This is a genomic window from Weizmannia sp. FSL W8-0401, from assembly GCF_038009125.1.
GTDB classification, from domain to species: Bacteria; Bacillota; Bacilli; order Bacillales; family Bacillaceae_C; genus Weizmannia; species Weizmannia coagulans.
The window spans coordinates 161,294-175,641 of record NZ_JBBPAG010000001.1 but is presented as its reverse complement, the minus strand read 5'-3'; the positions used below and the strand labels follow the sequence as shown (position 1 = coordinate 175,641).

At 46.3% G+C, this 14,348-nt stretch carries 16 protein-coding genes; 5 read left to right on the top strand and 11 right to left on the bottom strand.

What is annotated here, in order from left to right; genetic code table 11:
- Nucleotides 1–513 precede the first annotated feature (513 nt).
- A complete protein-coding gene (locus NSU00_RS00945) occupies nucleotides 514–1,041 on the bottom strand; it encodes a cupin domain-containing protein (RefSeq protein ID WP_230090533.1) in 528 nt (175 codons plus the stop codon).
- A 230-nt stretch (nucleotides 1,042–1,271) separates the two neighbouring features.
- On the opposite strand from NSU00_RS00945, the gene NSU00_RS00940 reads away from it, so the two are divergent.
- From NSU00_RS00940 to NSU00_RS00925, 4 genes are all read left to right on the top strand, one after another.
- Complete coding sequence (locus NSU00_RS00940; protein WP_340703217.1) at nucleotides 1,272–2,186, top strand: AraC family transcriptional regulator; 915 nt, start codon at nucleotides 1,272–1,274, stop codon at nucleotides 2,184–2,186.
- 112 nt (nucleotides 2,187–2,298) lie between these two features.
- Entirely contained in the window at nucleotides 2,299–3,363 is a 1,065-nt protein-coding gene (locus NSU00_RS00935; RefSeq protein WP_340703216.1) for a C45 family peptidase, read from the top strand.
- A 409-nt stretch (nucleotides 3,364–3,772) separates the two neighbouring features.
- Nucleotides 3,773–4,171: an IS200/IS605 family transposase gene (gene tnpA, locus NSU00_RS00930; protein WP_041818598.1), complete on the top strand. Its 399-nt coding sequence runs from the start codon at nucleotides 3,773–3,775 to the stop codon at nucleotides 4,169–4,171.
- 11 nt (nucleotides 4,172–4,182) lie between these two features.
- A complete protein-coding gene (locus NSU00_RS00925; RefSeq protein WP_071452103.1) occupies nucleotides 4,183–5,301 on the top strand; it encodes an RNA-guided endonuclease TnpB family protein in 1,119 nt (372 codons plus the stop codon).
- Between the two features lie 121 nt (nucleotides 5,302–5,422).
- Here the strand turns inward: NSU00_RS00925 and NSU00_RS00920 are convergent, their stop codons facing one another.
- Nucleotides 5,423–6,061: a KinB-signaling pathway activation protein gene (locus NSU00_RS00920; RefSeq protein WP_340703215.1), complete on the bottom strand. Its 639-nt coding sequence runs from the start codon at nucleotides 6,059–6,061 to the stop codon at nucleotides 5,423–5,425.
- A gap of 247 nt (nucleotides 6,062–6,308) precedes the next feature.
- Between NSU00_RS00920 and gerD the strand changes: the two genes are divergently transcribed.
- Nucleotides 6,309–6,863 (top strand): spore germination lipoprotein GerD, encoded by a 555-nt coding sequence (gerD, locus tag NSU00_RS00915; protein ID WP_061566922.1) that lies wholly within the window; start codon nucleotides 6,309–6,311, stop codon nucleotides 6,861–6,863.
- Between the two features lie 118 nt (nucleotides 6,864–6,981).
- Here gerD and NSU00_RS00910 read toward each other — a convergent pair whose 3' ends face one another.
- The 9 genes from NSU00_RS00910 to rplM all read right to left on the bottom strand — a co-directional run bounded on the left by NSU00_RS00910 (nucleotide 6,982) and on the right by rplM (nucleotide 14,275).
- Complete coding sequence (locus NSU00_RS00910) at nucleotides 6,982–8,034, bottom strand: Mrp/NBP35 family ATP-binding protein (RefSeq protein ID WP_013858116.1); 1,053 nt, start codon at nucleotides 8,032–8,034, stop codon at nucleotides 6,982–6,984.
- Between the two features lie 95 nt (nucleotides 8,035–8,129).
- Nucleotides 8,130–8,843 carry an N-acetylmuramoyl-L-alanine amidase CwlD gene (cwlD, locus tag NSU00_RS00905; protein ID WP_017554024.1) on the bottom strand — a complete coding sequence of 238 codons (714 nt, stop codon included), beginning with the start codon at nucleotides 8,841–8,843 and terminating at the stop codon, nucleotides 8,130–8,132.
- A gap of 91 nt (nucleotides 8,844–8,934) precedes the next feature.
- On the bottom strand, nucleotides 8,935–9,378 hold the full coding sequence (locus tag NSU00_RS00900) for a YbaK family protein (RefSeq protein WP_014096473.1): 444 nt from the start codon (nucleotides 9,376–9,378) through the stop codon (nucleotides 8,935–8,937).
- A 118-nt stretch (nucleotides 9,379–9,496) separates the two neighbouring features.
- Nucleotides 9,497–10,978, bottom strand: a complete 1,482-nt coding sequence (locus NSU00_RS00895; RefSeq protein WP_265114541.1) for an amino acid permease — start codon at nucleotides 10,976–10,978, stop codon at nucleotides 9,497–9,499.
- A gap of 187 nt (nucleotides 10,979–11,165) precedes the next feature.
- Complete coding sequence (gene cysC / locus NSU00_RS00890) at nucleotides 11,166–11,783, bottom strand: adenylyl-sulfate kinase (protein WP_207368879.1); 618 nt, start codon at nucleotides 11,781–11,783, stop codon at nucleotides 11,166–11,168.
- A 33-nt stretch (nucleotides 11,784–11,816) separates the two neighbouring features.
- A complete protein-coding gene (sat, locus tag NSU00_RS00885) occupies nucleotides 11,817–12,971 on the bottom strand; it encodes a sulfate adenylyltransferase (protein ID WP_340703214.1) in 1,155 nt (384 codons plus the stop codon).
- A gap of 120 nt (nucleotides 12,972–13,091) precedes the next feature.
- Nucleotides 13,092–13,340 (bottom strand): hypothetical protein, encoded by a 249-nt coding sequence (locus NSU00_RS00880; RefSeq protein ID WP_340703213.1) that lies wholly within the window; start codon nucleotides 13,338–13,340, stop codon nucleotides 13,092–13,094.
- A gap of 83 nt (nucleotides 13,341–13,423) precedes the next feature.
- A complete protein-coding gene (rpsI, locus tag NSU00_RS00875) occupies nucleotides 13,424–13,816 on the bottom strand; it encodes a 30S ribosomal protein S9 (protein WP_013858111.1) in 393 nt (130 codons plus the stop codon).
- A 21-nt stretch (nucleotides 13,817–13,837) separates the two neighbouring features.
- On the bottom strand, nucleotides 13,838–14,275 hold the full coding sequence (rplM, locus tag NSU00_RS00870) for a 50S ribosomal protein L13 (protein WP_013858110.1): 438 nt from the start codon (nucleotides 14,273–14,275) through the stop codon (nucleotides 13,838–13,840).
- Between the last annotated feature and the right edge of the window lie 73 nt (nucleotides 14,276–14,348).

Below are 14,348 nucleotides of genomic sequence, written 5' to 3'. Positions count from 1 at the left end.
ACGGTTAGAATCTCATCCTTTCGTTGAAAAATGCAGATCATTCAACGTTTAGAACAAAAAATTATGTTACAAAAAAATTCCTTTACACAGAGGCTCCAAGTCAAGTCCTTAAACGCATATTCTGTGGATACATATAAACAATGATAAAGGGTGCAACATATCAATGTTTTGTTGTTGATACTATATATAAGGTGCATATAGTTGAATGGTACGATTTGTCTTGAAAGGCTGAAGCTAAGGTTTCATCAGGCAAACGAGCCTATCATACCCATCTCTCCAAGTAAAGTCCTATGTTTGTATACGTTGTTGGATTATCCCATTTGTGTGCAAAGCTAACCTTAACGCAGTTATTAATCCATATAACTAGCAGGACAAATTGTAGGCTATAATATTTTGCTATTTATTATACGGAAAATGAATTTTGTCCAGCGTTTGAATACCTTCGTTACAGGAGTGATTCCCCATAAAATATGGGGATTACTAATTTGTATTAGGGTTATCAGTCAAAAATTATTAATAGTGATTTTCTGAAGCCATGGCAATTGCCTTTGTCTCATGAACAGTACCATATGGATGTTGAGGTGGTGCATAAATGGAGTATAATTTTATTGGTTTATTACCTGTGTTCGTTAGATTATGCCATGTTCCTGCGGGTATCACGATTACATAGTCGTCATATACATTGGCTTGAAAATCGTATATTCCTTTATTTTTCCCCATTTGAACAAGTCCTTGACCATCTTCAATACGGAGGAACTGATCCAATGTTGGGTGGATTTCCAATCCGATATCTTCTCCAACACCAATATTCATTAAAGTAACCTGCAAATGATTTCCCGTCCATAAAGCTATGCGGAAATTGTTATTCTTCTTGGCGGCCTGTTCAATATTAATTACAAATGGCTGCGGCCCGAAATCCTTTAATATATTGCCTCTATTATAAGGATTTTCATTATCGCCCAAATTATTGTTCCAGTTATAATAATGGGGATTCCAGTCGTTACACCACCATGTACAGATTTCCAGTGAAATTGGGAATATTAGAAAGCCCGCTTTTCACTTCAACCTTTATCATTACTGATGCGCCGTTCTCTCCTTAAATCACAGAATCATTTAAATATATAGTAATTTCCTGGAATTCCTTTGAAGATGATATGTTAGAAGCAATTGTAGCCAATCTGGTTCCATACGGGCCAACAAAAGTTGTACAAAAAATGTAAAGCGGGTTTGCGCGATTGTATTGCATAATGAAAGGGGAAGGGGGCGTTACAATGGAAATTCTGGATAAAACACAGCAGGTCATTGATATGCTTGAAGCAGATATCATGCATCCAGATTATGAAAAAATCGCAAAAATTACGGGGATTCCTTTGGGGCTTTACCAACGCATTTTTACGTATATCTGCAATATTTCATTGGCTGGATATGTACGCAAACGAAAACTCACGCTGGCGGCTGAGATGCTGCTTTCTAAAAGGAAAAATGTAACAGAAACAGCAATGGAGTGCGGCTATGAGAGCAGTTCCGCCTTTTCAAGGGCGTTCAAGGAACAATTTTCAGTGCCGCCTGCCATGATTACCGGTGACATTTATCAAGAAAAAGCTTTTCCGCCGCTTTCCTTTAAAGACAATGACACCTATTACGTGATGAAAGGAAGAAGAATGATGGCAGAACTGGTAAAAATCGAATACATGACGGCAGAAGACGTGCTCCTGATCGGCATCAGCAATCAAGATTTTGGCGTCACCACCAGCGACCTGTGGGAAGTTTTTTGGGAACGGGGATTTGACAAAAAGCTTCATGAACTTCATGAATACAGCGTAGGCATGGAAGACTGCATCGGCCTCGGTTATATGACCGATTTTGCAAACGACTCCGGGCTTGGCGAAACGTATATCATCGGCAAGTATTTTAAAACAGGAACCTCGGTCCCTGAAGGCATGACGGGGAAAATCATCAAAGGCGGAACCATTGCAAAAGCACAGATTGGCGCAAAGAACCTTGACGATATCATCAGCAACGCATTTATCCTCATTTCCGACATGGTACAAAAAAACGGCTATACACTTGACTATCAACATTTCTACTGGGTGGAATTTTACACGGTCAGCCGTTTCTGCAACCCGCTTGAAAACGGCGCCAAACAGGTCATTCTTGATTTTCAAATGCCATGCAGGAAAATATGATAATGGAACTGAAAATCGTTGCGGCTGACCCGCTTGGGGAAGGAAAGAAACAGAATGTGTTAAAATGAATGGTGTGAATATGATCCCAATGGGTTTGCAGGTGAATTGAAAGATGAAGCAAATTTTCAGCACGGTGGTCCAATTTCGCGGATCACATGAAAAATTCGGTTATATGCAGGGGCTTGCATTAAAAGAATCACTTTCTGTCCAAAACCGCGACAATCAATGGAAAGTCAGAAAACCGCGGTTTGTCATCGACCTGAACGAAACGAAAGACGCCATCACCCGCTTTGCACCCGGAATCTGGGAAGAGTTGCGCGGATTGCAAGAAGCGCTGGAGTGGCCGATGGAAAAAGTTTTGCAGGAATTTGGCGGCTACCGGGTGGACTGTGCAAAATCAGGCTGCTCGATTTTAACAGGCGATGGCTATCTTATCCGCAACTATGATTACCATCCAAAAACCTATGAAGGCCGCTATGTCCTGTACCAGCCAAGCGATCAGGGATACGCGATTGCCGGGCCGAGCCAGCGCGTCACCGGGCGGATGGACGGCATGAATGAAAAAGGGCTCGCCATCGGCTATACGTTTATCCATCGAAAAAGTCCCGGCGACGGGTTTATTTGCTGCATGATTGGCAGGCTGCTATTGGAATCATGCGCAAATATTGACGAAGCCGTTGCCCTATTAAAAGAAATTCCGCACCGCCATTCATTCAGCTATGTAGTTTACGATAAAAGCGGGGAAACCCGGATTGTCGAAGCATCTCCGCGCGCGGTCGCCGTGCGGAACGGAAACACTTGTACCAATCATTTTGAAACCCTCGGCAAAGAAAACCGGCATCATCTCAACGATTCGATGCGCAGAATCGCCATTTTGGAACAGGAAAAAGGGCATCTGTCCAGCGCCCGGGATGCGTTTCAATTATTAAACAGCCGGGAAAAAGGCGTTTTTTCAGAATTATACAGCAGCTGGGCAGGCACGATTCATACTTCCGCTTACCTGCCGAAGCAAATGGAATCCTGGTTCGCTTTAGGTGGGGACTGCGAGCCGGTGAAAATCGACTTTGACAAATGGCTGTCAGGAGAAGACTTGCCCATTGAAAAGATCACCGGCGAAGTGGATACGGATATTCCCTTCCTCCATATGGACAAAGGGGCCGACTGGTTTCGAAAATAATCAAAATAGCGGCCATGGCAGCAGGAATCCTTGCCGGAAAAATCGCTCCGGCTGCAAAAATGGAATCATCAGGCGCCCTGGGTCGTATGGAGCAAAAACCATGGACTCTTTTTTTCATGGGCCGCCAGCATTGGAAGCGTTCCCACTGTATCGTGTATATTGTACTCCAGCTGGGAAAATTTTATTTATGCGTTTACTGTCCAATTGGCAGAGGAACGAGAAAGCACGGCAAAAACCGGATACCCAATCAGGTTCCGGTTTTAACGGCTTTCCGAAAGAAGTCTCCCATCCTCAAGGAATGTGAAGGTGCGAATAGCACCAATGAGTAGGTGGGAGATGAATTTCGGTTGGCTTTAGCCAAAGGTTTTGATATAATCAGTCTTAGATGGAATAGAGGGTTGATATATCAATGAAATTAGATAGTAATAATCATTCAGTATTCTTACTGCATTATCACCTTGTATTGGTTGTAAAATACCGTAGACAAGTGTTCGATAGTGAAATATCTGATTTTGCAAAAGATATGTTCGCTGAGATTGGAAGTAAATACAATATTTCTTTAGTGGAATGGAATCATGATAAAGACCATATCCACATCTTATTCAAAGCAAATCCTAACTCTGAACTATCAAAGTTCATCAATGCCTATAAGAGTGCAAGTTCTCGACTGATAAAAAGAGACTTTCCACATATAAGAAAAAAACTATGGAAAGAAATGTTTTGGTCAAGAAGTTTCTGCCTACTTACAACAGGCGACGCTCCAATAGATACCATCAAAAAATATATTGAAAATCAAGGTCAAAAGTGAGGTGAATTGATATGGCCAAGCAAAACAAAGCTTTCAAGTTTCGTTTGTTACCAAACAAAGAACAATCCGCATTATTAGCTAAGACATTTGGTTGTGTTCGCTTTGTCTACAATAAGATGTTAGCTGAACGCAAAGAAACGTATGAAAAGTTCAAGGATGATAAAGAATTGCTTAAAAAGCAAAAGTTTCCGACCCCTGCAAAATATAAAAGTGAATTTCCATTCCTAAAAGAAGTGGATTCTTTAGCTTTGGCAAATGCACAAATGAACTTACAGACTGCTTATAAGAATTTCTTTGAAGGAAATGCGGATTTTCCAAAGTTCAAAAATCGTAAAGCAAAACAATCCTATACAACTAATATGGTCAACGGAAATATTAAGCTAGAAAATGGTCATATCAAACTGCCAAAAATCAAAAAGCCAATAAAAATGAAACAGCATAGAGAGATACCTGCTGATTATAAAATCAAATCTTGCACTATTTCTAAAACAAAGACAGGCAAATACTACATTTCAATTTTGACAGAATATGAGAAAGATATTCGTCCAGTTAAAATACAGAAAGTTGTTGGTTTGGATTTTGCTATGGATGGTCTATATGTCGAGAGTGAACAGGGTAAGAAAGCCAATTACCCACGTTACTATCGGCAAGCCTTAGATAAATTAGCAAAAGCACAACGAATTCTTTCTCGAAGAAAGAAAGGTTCTGCACGTTGGAACAAGCAACGACTAGTAGTGGCTAAGTTACATGAGAAAGTGGCGAACCAACGCATGAATTTTCTTCATCATAAGTCAAAAGAATTAGCTTCTAACTTTGATGCTGTCGTGATTGAGGACTTGAACATGAAAGGGATGTCTCAAGCGCTTCACTTTGGGAAAAGCGTTCACGACAACGGTTGGGGGATGTTCACTACTTTCTTAGCGTATAAGCTAAAAGAACAAGGGAAACAACTTGTGAAAATTGATAAGTGGTTTCCCTCCACTAAGAAGTGTTCTTGTTGTGGTGCAGAAAAACCTGTGAAACTATCTGAACGCACCTACCGTTGTTCGTGCGGTTATGTGGCAGATCGCGACTATAATTCAGCAATCAATATCAAAAATGAAGGTATACGCTTATTAGCGTTATCATAAGTAACAAAACTCTTGGAACAAGAGGGTTAGCTCGGTCAGTTTTCGTTGGCTAGTAAAAGCAACGATAAGTCGAGAAGCCCCCACTTCAATTAGACCGCAAGGTCAATAAGTGGTGGGTAGTTCACTTTGCCGTCTTTTCTTCTGCGATCTTGCGCAATGCTGCCTTTTCCTCCTTTTCCCTTTGGGAGCGCTTTAAAAAATACGGAAGCGCAAGCAGCTGATAAGCATTGCAGATGAGAAGCGGGAAAAGCATAAGATAAAGCGAGGTTATGCTATTGGCACGCAAAGACGGCACCCATTCGAGAATGGTCACTGCCACCATGAAAAAGAAGGCAGGAATAAAAGTCCTTGCACTTTTCGCCTGCTTTGTCTTAGCAGCTGCCGCCGCGAGCGCGGACACAAGGATTAGTGCCGCAAACAGCAAGGACTGGCGGGTATCCGCGCGGAAGTACACAAAATCGAACAGTACATAACAGGCTGCTACGAGCTGAACGGCCTGCCAAACAAGCCGCGAACGGAAAATATCAAGCCCGAGCTGGTGCACGGTTAACCAGGCGAAGAAACCGACCTGGCTGACAAGACTGAAAATCAAGCCCAACCCCGCAAACCAGAAAAACGCGCCGGCGATGGATAAAAGATCCGCCCGCGCAAAATAAGGTGCCATTTCCGGCCAGCGTACGAAAAACCCGAGAATCCCGGCTGACACCCCTCCGATTGCAAGAGCGGCAAAAAAGAAACGAACCCAGTTCCGGCTTGTCAATCCCCATCCCCCTTTGCCATTAAAGTACCTCTATTGTAACAGAGAATAATTAGAAAAATCCAGCACATCACGCCGGCTTTTCCCAAATGTACCGTTTTACCAATACGCACGATGAAGCCGGTTTTTGCAGACCTGCACGCCGGCCTTAGCGGGAAAAACTTCCACTGCTTTTAAGCCTCCCCGCCGGGCGCATAATCCGAAAAGAACTTCACATATTAAAGATAGAATGAAGAAGGGAGCCAAAAGCATGAAACCAAGAACCGTTTTGCTCCTGATCAGCCTTTGCGCTGCCCTTACAGCCTGCTCGGGCGAGGCTTCAACAGGCGGGCAAGCGGATTATAACCAGACGAAAAAAATGGTCATTGACATATTGAAAACCGATGAAGGAAAAAAAGCGCTGCAGGACGTGATCACAAGCGATGGAATGAAAAAGAATTTGGTCATTGACAAGGCGTACATGAAAGAAGCGATCGAACAAACATTAACTTCCGATAAAGGCAAGACTTTTTGGAGAGAGGCCATGCAGGATCCGAAATTTGCCGCCGCGGTTGCAGACAGCATGAAAACCGAAAACAAAGCGCTGTTGAAAAGTTTGATGAAGGATCCGGATTACCAGGCGATGATGATCGATATTTTAAAAGACCCGGCTTACGAAAAAGAAGTACAAACGATGCTAAAAAGCAAAGAAATGCGGAAAACCATGCAGGGTGTTGTCATTGATACGTTTAATGACCCGGCTTTTAAAGCGAAAATGGAAGACAGTTTACTGAAGGCAGCCAAAGCAATGAATGAGAAAAAGTAGCGGCGGGGCGGGTTCCGCCGCATTTTCTTATCATGGAAAAAATGTGGATGCTCCGCCGAAAATTCCTCCTCTGTTTCCGGCTGCTTCAAAACTGCGGGTTTTTCGCGAAAGGAAAGCTTCACTTTTTCAATTTGTCCACAATCTTTTGGGCAATCTCCCTGTAAATCTGCCCGAGCCGGTGGTCTTCAGCATAAATGGACGGCGCGAAATCATGTTCATTCCAGTCCGGCTGCTGGAGCGGGAGCTGGCCGAGCACTTCGGTCCGCAATTCTTCGGCAAGTTTTTCCCCGCCGCCGCGGCCAAATACATACTCGCGTTCGCCGGTCACCTTGCTTTCAAAATAAGCCATATTTTCAATGACACCGAGCAAATTGTGTTCCGTCCGGAGTGCCATCGCGCCGGCCCTTGCCGCAACAAAAGCCGCAGTCGGATGCGGGGTCGTCACGATAATCTCATTGCAGCGCGGCAGCATCGAATGGATATCGAGCGCCACATCCCCGGTGCCCGGCGGCAAGTCCAGCAGCAAATAATCGAGGTCGCCCCATTCCACTTCATGGAAGAAATTGTTCAGCATTTTGCCAAGCATCGGCCCGCGCCAGATAACCGGCGCATTGTCTTCTACAAAAAAACCCATCGAAATGACCTTGACCCCGAACCGTTCCACCGGGATAATTCTTTCGCCGCGGACAACTGGACGCTGCATAATGCCCATCATGTCCGGCACGCTGAACCCGTAAATATCGGCATCAATCAGGCCGACCTTTTTCCCGAGGCGGGCGAGTGCAACCGCCAAATTGACGGAAACGGTCGATTTCCCAACGCCGCCCTTGCCGCTTGCAATGGCGATGAATTCCGTTTTGGCGGAGCCGAGCGGATTTTTGTTGTCTTCCTGCAACAAATCGCGGAACCGGCCGAGCGTCTCTTTCGGCAGTTCGCCGAAGCGGATGCCGACTGTGTTCGCGCCGATCCCCTTCAATGCTTTCACAATGGCCATCTGCAGCTGCAGCTGTTCGCTTGTGCCGGTTTTGGCAATCGCCACTTTGACACTGACATGCTGGATCTCTTCTTTGATTTTGATTTCGAGGATCCCTTTTGTTTCTTCCAGCGTTTTATGTAAAAAAGGATCTTCAAACCCTTTTAACACGTCGTAAACCTGTTGTTCCGTCAACATTTTCTACACCATCCTTAAAATGAAGTCGTTTCCAGCTTGATTCCAGTATACCATACAATGGCAGTGTTTTGCGCTGGAACGGCTCCGGATGCTTGTCAGTTCTTTAAGTCCTTTTCTTTTGTAAAGTAGCGCATAATCCCTTCATAAATAGAAGCCGCCACCTTTGTCTGGTACGCATCGGATTTTAATTGCTCCCGCTCCCCGGGATTGGACAAAAACCCGATTTCCACAAGGCAGCCCGGTTTTTTCGCATGCTTCAGCAAATACACATTGGATAATGTTTTGGAAGCCCGGTTTGTATTTTCGAGATTCCGGACCAGCTCCGCCTGGATAAACGTGGCGATCCTTTTATTTTCAATCATGGTCGGGGCGTAAAAAGTCTGGGCGCCGTGCCACTGCGATTGCGGAATAGCGTTCAGATGGATGCTGATAAAAAGGTCCGCTTCCGACGCGTTGATCAGGGAAAGCCTTTTTCTTAAATCCTCCACTTTGCGGCGGCTGTAGCCCTTTGTCTCGTTATCAGCAAGGTCTGTGTCCGTTTCGCGCGTCATAATAACAAGCGCCCCCTGCTGCTGAAGATAGTCTTTGATTTTGCTCGCCACACTCAAGGCAACATCTTTTTCCAGCACTTCATCTCCCGTTGCCCCGCCATCCGGCCCCCCGTGCCCCGGATCCAAATAGATGATTTTCCCGGAAAGCGGCAGATTCCACGGGCGCCACGTATCTTTTTGGAAAAACTCAAACTGCACAAGTAAAAATAAAAGGGTGACACCAAGCAGAAACCCCGCAATTTTGATTTTCCGTTTCATCACAATCTCCCTCTCCCTGTCCTTACTGAAAAGTTATGGGACAAGGGAGGAAAATAGAACTGGAAAAAAGAGAGCCGCAAACGGGCATCCCCTAATGAAGCCGCAGTTTCCGCCTTTGTTCGCCTTTTTTAAATCCGTAAGACCAAAAGTAGTCGGCAAACTGCTCGCATGTATAGTAAATGGACTCCTGCATCGTATCATTGCCGAATGTCCAATAAAGCCAAAAATTGTACAGCGTATCTGTAATATGCTTTAATTCGGTTTCGCACCGTTTCTTTGCCTGCTCGGCTGGCTCTCCGTAATACCCGAACCGGCTGTAATGGCCGCCCAATAAATAGGCTTCAATGGCGACATCGTAACACCCTTCTTCGATTCCCTGCTCCATCCACGCTCCCCCGTTGATCCGGAACGAACCGAAATGGGACTGGAAGCTTTTCTTCAGCACTTCAACCGGCAGTTCGCGGAGCAAATTGCGTTCCGCTTTCATTTGCCTCTCCCGTCTTTTCGCAGATAGGGTGGTAATGACTTCATTCATCTCTACCCACTCCTTACCGGTATTGTACGCGGGTGTAGAGGCGTCGATACTTTATAATGATTTCCAAACAAGGAATCGATATCGCAACATGGGCGCGCGCTTTAAGCCAACACACCGCTCAGGAGCGCGCATCCTTTTTTTCAGTATGCTCCGGCTCCTGGTCAAATCCCCGGTCATCAATCCGGCATGCCTCAAGCGGGATGACTTTTGTCCGCTTTACGAGCTTGTAGCCGAGCCACATGATGGCAAAAAGCGGGATGCCGAGATACGCGGCAATGGCGCTCATCCAGTCGATACGACCGCCGAGGAATGCCTGATAATCCTGCGCAAGAATGACGATCACGCCGACAATCAGCGCAAAAATCGGGCCGAACGGGTACCATTTCGCATGGTAAGGGAGGTCGTCAAGTGAACGTCCCTGTGCGAGATACGCTTTCCGGAAACGGTAATGGCTGGCGGCAATCCCGAGCCAGAAAATAAAGCCCGTGATGCCCGCTGCATTCAACAGCCAGATATAAATGGCGCCGTCCCCGAATGCGGATGCGAGAAATGCAAGCGCGCCGACAATGGTCGTGGCAACAAGGGCTGCGACCGGCACGCCGCGTTTGTTCAGTTTGCCGAAAAACTTCGGCGCCTGGCCTTCATGGGCCAATGCATACAAAATCCTTGTTGAAGCATACAGGCTCGAGTTTCCCGCCGACAGCACAGCCGTTAAAATGACCGCATTCATTAGGGATGCAGCAAACGCAAGCCCCGCTTTTTTAAAGACAAGTGTAAACGGGCTCACCATTACATCCGTACTTTGCAAACTTTTTGTCGTATAAGGGATAATCAGCCCGATGACAAGAATTGCAAGGACATAAAACAACAAAATGCGCCAGAAAATGCTTTTGATTGCTTTCGGGACGTTTTTGCGCGGATTCTCGCTTTCCCCAGCTGCAACGCCGACAATTTCCGTCCCCTGGAATGAAAATCCGGCTGTAATGAACACGCCAAGCACGGCAAGCGCACCGCCGTGGAAAGGCGCATCCCCGATTGTAAAGTTTTTAAAGCCGGCCGGTGCCCCGCCCAATATGCCAAATATCATGCATAAGCCGGTAACAATAAAAAGGATAATGGTCGCCACTTTGACAAAGGAAAACCAGTACTCTCCTTCGCCATAGCCTCTCACGGACAAAATGTTCAAAAGAAAAATCACGAGCAAAAACAGGCCGCTCCACAACCAGCTGGGGCTGTGCGGAAACCAAAATTTCATGACCAGCGTCGATGCCGACAGTTCCGCTGCAAGACAAATGGCCCAGCTGTACCAATAATTCCAGCCGAGCGCAAAACCGAGCGCCGGATCAATAAAGCGGGTTGCATACGTACTGAATGCCCCGCTTGTCGGCATAAATGAAGCCAGTTCCCCGAGGCTTGTCATAATAAAATAGACCATCACACCGATAACCAAATAGGCAAGCAGTGCTCCCCCCGGGCCAGCCTGGTAAATTGCGGCGCCGCTTCCGAGAAAAAGCCCGGTCCCGATCGAGCCGCCGAGTGATATCATGGTCAGATGCCGTGCCTTTAAACGCCGTTTCAGGCCGGATTTTTGTGTTGCCATCGTATGTTCATCTCCATTTATCTATCATACGCATCTGGTTAAAATAAATCACAACGTCCATACCATAGCACAAAAAATTCCGGATGAAAACAGGATTTTGCATATTTCCAGCATTTTGTTGCATAATCTTACATACCTATGTAGAAAAACGTGCAGCAAGGTTTTGCACCTGCTGCACGTTTGCCGTTTATAAAACCGGCTGCTTTTCGATGTACCCTTTTTCTTCCAAAAAGCGGATTACCTGCCCGACAGCCTGTTCCAGCGGCTGTTTATGGGTTTCCACGACAAGTTCCGGATGTTCCGGGGCTTCATAAGGGGCATCTATGCCGGTAAAATTTTGTATTTCCCCATTGCGGGCTTTTTTGTATAAGCCTTTCGGGTCCCGCTGTTCACATGCTTCCAGCGGGCAATTCACGTAAATCTCTACGAATTCATTGTCTTCAACCAGTTCGCGCACCATGTCCCTGTCAGCACGGTACGGTGAAATGAATGCCGTCAGCACCATTACGCCGGCATCCACGAACAGTTTTGACACCTCTCCGATGCGGCGGATATTTTCTTTCCGGTCTTCCGGGGAAAACCCGAGATTTTTATTCAACCCGTGGCGGATATTATCGCCATCGAGGATATACGTGCGGATCCCCCGCCTGTGGAGTTCCTGTTCAACGGCGACGGACAGCGTTGATTTCCCCGCACCGGATAACCCGGTAAACCAGAGGACTGCGCTAGAGTGCCCGTTTAACCTCCGGCGGTCTTCTTTTTTAATTTGGGTTTCATGCCATGTGATATTGGTTGCTTTCGCCATGCGGCCGGTTCCCTCCTTATGATTTGTGGACGTTTAATTGTGCACTTTCATCCCTTTGATCAGCACTTCTGCCACTTCCGGCCGGGAAAATTCTTTCGGCGGTTTTTGGCCGGCGCGCAGCATTTCGCGCACTTTTGTCCCGCTCAAATGAATATGGTCTTCTTTTCCGTGCGGACAGGTTTTCGTTGTGGCCATATTGCCGCATTTCGTGCAGTAAAACGCATGCTCAAATTTTAAAATGGTGATGCCCAGTTCCTGCTCCACAGTGCTGATCAGTTCCTGTGCTTCATACGTTCCATAATAATCGCCGACACCGGCATGGTCACGGCCGATAATGAAATGGGTGCAGCCGTAATTTTTACGGACAAGCGCATGCAGGATCGCTTCCCGCGGGCCTGCATAGCGCATGGCGGCAGGGTAAATAACAAGGCGCACGCGATCTTTTGGATAATAATGTTTCAAAATCACTTCGTAACTTTCCATCCGGATATCCGCCGGAATATCATCGCTTTTCGTCTCGCCTACAAGCGGGTTTAAAAGCAGCCCGTCAACGATTTCAAGCGCGCTTTTTTGAATGTATTCATGGGCACGGTGGACCGGGTTGCGCGTCTGGAAGCCGACAATCGTTTTCCAGCCGAGGGATGCGAACAATGCCCTTGTTTCTTTCGGATCTTTATAATAAGCGGCAAACTCGTCATGGTTCGGGCGGTTTAAAAGCGTAACCGGCCCTGCAAGATACACATCCCCGTTTTCATACAGGCGTTTAACGCCGGGGTGCGCCGGGTCGGTTGTCCCGTAAACGAGCCTTGCTTCCCGTTCTTTATCCACTGTATACTTTTCTTCCAGTGTGAGCGTGCCATAGATTACGCCGTCTACGCCTTTTAATGCGAGCGTTTCGCCGGTTTCAAACCTTTCCGCTTCCTCTTCTGTTACGGGAAGCGTGATCGGAATACTCCAGATAAGGCCGTTTGAAAGCCGCATATTTTCCACAACCGTTTCATAATCCTGCTTCCCCATAAACCCGGTCAGCGGGCTGAATCCGCCGATGCCGATCAGCTCCAAGTCGGAGATGCTCCAGTCGGAAACGGTTAATGCCGGTAATTGTTCTGCCTGTTTTAAAGCTTCCGCACTGTGGTTTTCCCGGTTTACCAATATACCGCCGTGCGGGATGCTCGTTGAAAAAGCCATGTTCCAATTTCCTCCACTCGTTTACATTTTTCCTATAAAAACAATTGGAATACTTCCGTAATATTTATTTTAGCATTAAACAGATTATTTTTGCATTTATTTTTTGCAAATTTTGACGGATCATGGGTGAGCGCGCTGTCCTCTTTCAAATCGCTTCTCGACACGCTCATGATAGGCTCCGGACTGAAAGACTTCCTGCGATGTTGTTCCTTCAAGGGCAAGCAAGTATAATGCCTTTACATCCTCAGCGATGTCTTCACACTGCATAAAATCATCAAGGCTTGTATGGTTGTGGCTCGTTTGCAGTGCCGGGTCAATAAACGATTCGATTTTCTGCCTCAGCTCCGTTTCGTCTTCCTGCAACAGCAAATGAAGGGTGCCAGCGGGTTTTTTTTGGACATAAAAAAGACCCTCCCCACATAAGTGAAGAGAGCCTTTGAAATGCCAATAATTTAACGTTTCGAGAACTGAGGTGCACGACGAGCGCCTTTGAGACCGTATTTCTTCCGTTCTTTCATACGGGCGTCACGTGTCAGAAGGCCTGCGCGTTTTAACACTGCACGATATTCAGGATCAGCCTGCAGCAATGCGCGGGCAATACCGTGGCGGATTGCGCCAGCTTGGCCTGTGAAACCGCCGCCTCTTACGTTTACGAGAACATCGTAGCTGCCGTTTGTTTCTGTTATATTCAATGGTTGTTTAATCACTTCAACTAAAGCTTCGAACGGAATGTAATCTTTTACATCGCGCCCGTTAACCGTAATATTGCCGTTTCCAGGAACTAAGCGGACACGTGCAACAGAACTTTTGCGGCGTCCGGTCCCGGCGTATTGTACTTGTGCCAAAATAATGCCCTCCTTTTAAAATTATCCGCGAAGTTCGTAAACTTCCGGTTTTTGTGCTTCATGCGGATGCTCTGCGCCAGCATACACATGCAACTTTTTAAACATCTGGCGTCCAAGGGAACCTTTCGGAAGCATGCCTTTAATAGCAAGTTCCAGCATTTTTTCCGGATAGTTCGCACGCATTTCGCCTGCTGTGCGCTGTTTCAAACCGCCTGCAAACTGGCTGTGGCGGTAGTAAATTTTGTCTTCCAGTTTTTTGCCTGTCAATTCTACTTTAGAAGCATTCAGGATGATCACATGGTCGCCCGTATCCACGTGCGGTGTGAAAACCGGTTTATGTTTGCCGCGTAAAATGGATGCCACTTCAGAAGCGAGGCGCCCAAGGGTTTTGCCTTCAGCATCCACTACGTACCATTTACGTTCAACTTCGTTTGCTTTTGCCATATAAGTCGTACGCATGAGTTACCCTCCTAAAAAATATTCACAAAAACACAGTCATGATCTATTGTCATTATCACAATAAGTTTCCGGG

Excerpts from the sequence above, each read along its gene's own strand:
- NSU00_RS00940 (WP_340703217.1), top strand. The coding sequence starts at position 1,272 with ATGGAAATTCTGGATAAAACACAGCAGGTCATTGATATGCTTGAAGCA.
- NSU00_RS00935 (WP_340703216.1), top strand. The coding sequence starts at position 2,299 with ATGAAGCAAATTTTCAGCACGGTGGTCCAATTTCGCGGATCACATGAA.
- tnpA (WP_041818598.1), top strand. The coding sequence starts at position 3,773 with ATGAAATTAGATAGTAATAATCATTCAGTATTCTTACTGCATTATCAC.
- NSU00_RS00925 (WP_071452103.1), top strand. The coding sequence starts at position 4,183 with ATGGCCAAGCAAAACAAAGCTTTCAAGTTTCGTTTGTTACCAAACAAA.
- gerD (WP_061566922.1), top strand. The coding sequence starts at position 6,309 with ATGAAACCAAGAACCGTTTTGCTCCTGATCAGCCTTTGCGCTGCCCTT.
- NSU00_RS00910 (WP_013858116.1), bottom strand. The coding sequence starts at position 8,034 with ATGTTGACGGAACAACAGGTTTACGACGTGTTAAAAGGGTTTGAAGAT.
- cwlD (WP_017554024.1), bottom strand. The coding sequence starts at position 8,843 with ATGAAACGGAAAATCAAAATTGCGGGGTTTCTGCTTGGTGTCACCCTT.
- NSU00_RS00900 (WP_014096473.1), bottom strand. The coding sequence starts at position 9,378 with ATGAATGAAGTCATTACCACCCTATCTGCGAAAAGACGGGAGAGGCAA.
- NSU00_RS00895 (WP_265114541.1), bottom strand. The coding sequence starts at position 10,978 with ATGGCAACACAAAAATCCGGCCTGAAACGGCGTTTAAAGGCACGGCAT.
- cysC (WP_207368879.1), bottom strand. The coding sequence starts at position 11,783 with ATGGCGAAAGCAACCAATATCACATGGCATGAAACCCAAATTAAAAAA.
- sat (WP_340703214.1), bottom strand. The coding sequence starts at position 12,971 with ATGGCTTTTTCAACGAGCATCCCGCACGGCGGTATATTGGTAAACCGG.
- rplM (WP_013858110.1), bottom strand. The coding sequence starts at position 14,275 with ATGCGTACGACTTATATGGCAAAAGCAAACGAAGTTGAACGTAAATGG.